The organism is Microcoleus sp. N9_B4, assembly GCF_036701635.1.
GTDB lineage: Bacteria > Cyanobacteriota > Cyanobacteriia > Cyanobacteriales > Microcoleaceae > Microcoleus.
Window position 1 is genome coordinate 1 of sequence record NZ_JAUBRC010000071.1, and the last position, 3677, is coordinate 3677.

Annotated in this window: 1 protein-coding gene and 1 pseudogene; both read right to left on the minus strand. The window is 45.1% G+C overall.

All coding sequences use genetic code 11. The features are described from left to right. Positions 1-210: 210 nt before the first annotated feature. Complete coding sequence (locus tag QUA43_RS28515) at positions 211-2301, minus strand: caspase family protein (protein WP_333378872.1); 2091 nt, start codon at positions 2299-2301, stop codon at positions 211-213. A gap of 88 nt (positions 2302-2389) precedes the next feature. After that, positions 2390-3677: pseudogene (locus QUA43_RS28520) on the minus strand (WD40 repeat domain-containing protein); the annotation flags it as partial.

Below are 3677 nucleotides of genomic sequence, written 5' to 3' on the forward strand. Positions count from 1 at the left end.
TCTACTGAATATGCTTTCATTGGTGTATTTTTTTAATCTATTCTTATTGTACCTCATAACACCCGGAAGTGCTGTAAGTGATTATCTCAGAACACACCCTGAAGTGGCAGAAGAATACAAACCGATCTGTTCTGATTACCTCAACCAAAAGTCAATCAAAAAGGAGTAGGCAAAAACAGCCAGCCCGCAAGATGCTCGCACTACATTTTTTCACCTCAGCACAAATTCCACCTTTTCCGTCGTCCATTCCTCACTCGCATCAGTCACAACCTCCGCCATTCGCCCGTCTAAATCTTGGTCTAACGCTGGCAATTCCCACAAGTGATAATTTGTTGCATCCAAAGTTGCAAATACTTTTATTACATTTACCCCTTCCTCATAATTTTCTGGCAATGATAGTGTGAGTTTTACTCTTTTCTCTTGTTTGGGTTCTACAACTTCATAATTCGCACCTTTGGGATAGATTTGTAAAATCCGAAAATCCATATCAAAGATCAAGGCAGTGATATTTAAAGTTCGAGTAGATTCATTGTGAATTAGTAAATAAACACGTTCTGCACCTTTTTCTAATACAGGAACCTTACCACCAGCATTTAAAACTACAGGTTCCGGTTTGACTGATTTAACCAATTCAACCTTAAGTTTGCCATTTAAGGGAGAAAAAGCATCTTCATTATCCAACTCCAAACGATTTTGATATAGGGTAATATGGATTAAGCGATTAATTAGCTTTTTAGCTGCTTCAGGTGCATCAATTTTGATCGGAAAAAGAACATTCTTGATAGGTTCTTTATTAGCATCTAAAATCAAATATTCTCCTTGAGAATTCACGGAAACAAAATAATTCACATTCTCATCTTTTTCGGTTTCTGGACAGAATTCGATCCAGCTATGATTTTTAACTTCCTCTTTTTTAGTTGCGAGCATACCAGGAAGTGATGACACATCTACACCAGGAATTTTCGGTAACGGGTCAGGCAAAAGCACCCGAACTTTGCGAATTTGTTCCAACGGTGGCCCTACATAGACAGCAGGGGAACCTATTTCAATTATTCCTTCTCTTAATTTAGGTTTGAGTTCTCTGGTTGTAAATTCGTTATGTAACCCCGTTACTTCTGCCCAACAGTCGGATGCTCCCAACTCTACAAGTTTAACCGTAGCAATTCGCTGTTCCCTGTCCTCAAAATTCCACGTCCCGAATCGAAAAATATCGAATTCCGCCCCTTGTTTAAGGCCGCTAGCTTCACCCATTTGCAATTGGACTCGGTTTTTGGTAATATCTACCTTCATCACTGGCACGGTGTGGGTACTGCGCGTAACCGGTACACTACGGAGAAGGGATGCGCCAGGAGTGAAGGAGACAGATTGACCGCCCAAAAAAGTGCGATTTGTCTCCCCAATCAACATCGGTGTTTGTCGGTCAAAGTCATTGTGAACTAGATTAGATATTTGATTGAACAAATCTGCTACAGCCAGTTCTGTCCCCCGGTATTCTCGCAAAGCTTTTAATAAAAAATAAGTTAAAGCGCCGTTGCGTTCCGTCCCTTCAAAAACCTTTTCATAAGCAAATTCCTGATCCCGACAAGCTGCTATTAAGGTATAACCTTTCGGTTCTGGTAACAAACCATTAACGACGGTAATATTCCGGCTATTTTCTGTTGAAGTTTGCCAATTTTGTGCTAATTCCTGAAGAGGTGCAACCAAACTATCTGTAGGTCGAAGAGTCATATCAATAAAACCGCCACTGCGTATACTCCAGTCATCTGTTTCTATATCTCTGGTTGCGCCACCAGAATGACAGCTATCGAGTACCAGGGTTACAACTAACTCTTTTGCCACCATTTCTTCCAGGAGTTTGGCAAATTCCAAGTCGCGCAAATAGCGTGAGTTTGGTTGACCGATATCGCAGGGAACTAAGGCTTCATCTAAAGCCATAGAACCCTTGAGGCTTTCAAAAATTGTTTTTGCCCGTCCGCCGTGACCGGAGTAGTGAATATATACTCGGTCTTGAGGTTGGGCTTTGGCGGTTAGTTCTTTGAATTTGGCGACGATATTTTCATAAGTTGGTAGGAGTTCTGGGGGTTCTTGGGGTTGGTTGGGATTGTCGGAAGCAGTGGCGGTGAGTTTAATAATTTGGTCGGGTGTGAGGTTGAAGGTGTCTTTTAAATAGGTTTCGACGTGGTTGATATCTGGAACGCATCCTCGCAAGTTTTTGTAGTAGTTACCTTCTGGTAAGCGATGGGGGAAGTAGAAATTGATGCCGATGAGGAGGGCGTAGAAGTTGGGGGTTTGGTTTGTCATGGTTGTTGGTGGGTAAGGGTTTGGGAAAAGTTTGATATTTATATTGGAGTGAGGTTGGGTTTTTTATGCAGTTTTCAATCTAAAATTGTCAAAGCTTTTTGCATAAATCTTGTTTGATTTCCAGGGGATCTGCGTCATAAGGATTAGGTATGAGGTAATTGTCTATGAAATTGCATCCTTCCTTGACTAAATAACCAAAATCTAACCGCCACAGTTTCACTGTCTTGTCACTACTGGCAGTGGCCAGCAGCTTGCCATCGGGGCTGAAACTGACAGCCCTAACCGAGGCTGTATGCCCGCTGAGGGTTTTAATTTCTTTGCCGGTGGAGGTATCCCACAGTTTCACTGTCTTGTCCTGACTGCCAGTAGCCAGCAGCTTGCCATCGGGGCTGAAACTGACAGCCCAAACCCATGCTGTATGCCCGCTGAGGGTTTTGATTTCCTTGCCGGTGGAGGTATCCCACAGTTTCACTGTCTTATCCCAACTGCCAGTAGCCAGCAGCTTGCCATCGGGGCTGAAACCGACAGCCCAAACCAACTCTGTATGCCCGCTGAGGGTTTTAATTTGCTTGCCGGTGGAGGTATCCCACAGTTTCACGGTGTTCTCACTACTGCCAGTAGCCAGCAGCTTGCCATCGGGGCTGAAACTGACAGCCCTAACCCTTTCTGTATGCCCGCTGAGGGTTTTAATTTGCTTGCCGGTGGAGGTATCCCACAGTTTCACGGTGTTCTCACGACTGGCAGTAGCCAGCAGCTTGCCATTGGGGCTGAAACTGACAGCCCTAACCCAGTCTGTATGCCCGCTGAGGGTTTTGATTTCCTTGCCGGTGGAGGTATCCCACAGTTTTACTGTCTTGTCACTACTGCCAGTAGCCAGCAGCTTGCCATTGGGGCTGAAACTGACACCATTAACTCCGTCTTTATGCCCGCTGAGGGTGTTAATTTCTTTGCCGGTGGAGGTATCCCACAGTTTCACTGTCTTGTCACTACTGGCAGTCGCCAGCAGCTTGCCATTGGGGCTGAAACTGACAACTCTAACCCAGTCTGTATGCCCGCTGAGGGTTTTGATTTCCTTGCCAGTGGAGGTATCCCACAGTTTCACTGTCTTGTCATCACTGGCAGTAGCCAGCAGCTTGCCATTGGGGCTGAAACTGACAGCCCTAACCCAGTCTGTATGCCCGCTGAGGGTTTTGATTTCCTTGCCGGTGGAGGTATCCCACAGTTTCACTGTCTTGTCACTAATGCCAGTAGCCAGCAGCTTGCCATTGGGGCTGAAACTGACACCATTAACTCCCTCTGTATGCCCGCTGAGGGTGTTAATTTCTTTGCCGGTGGAGGTATCCCACAGTTTCACTGTCTTGTCACTACTGCCAGTA

Coding starts and splice junctions, on each gene's coding strand:
- QUA43_RS28515 (WP_333378872.1), bottom strand. CDS start 2,301: ATGACAAACCAAACCCCCAACTTCTACGCCCTCCTCATCGGCATCAAT.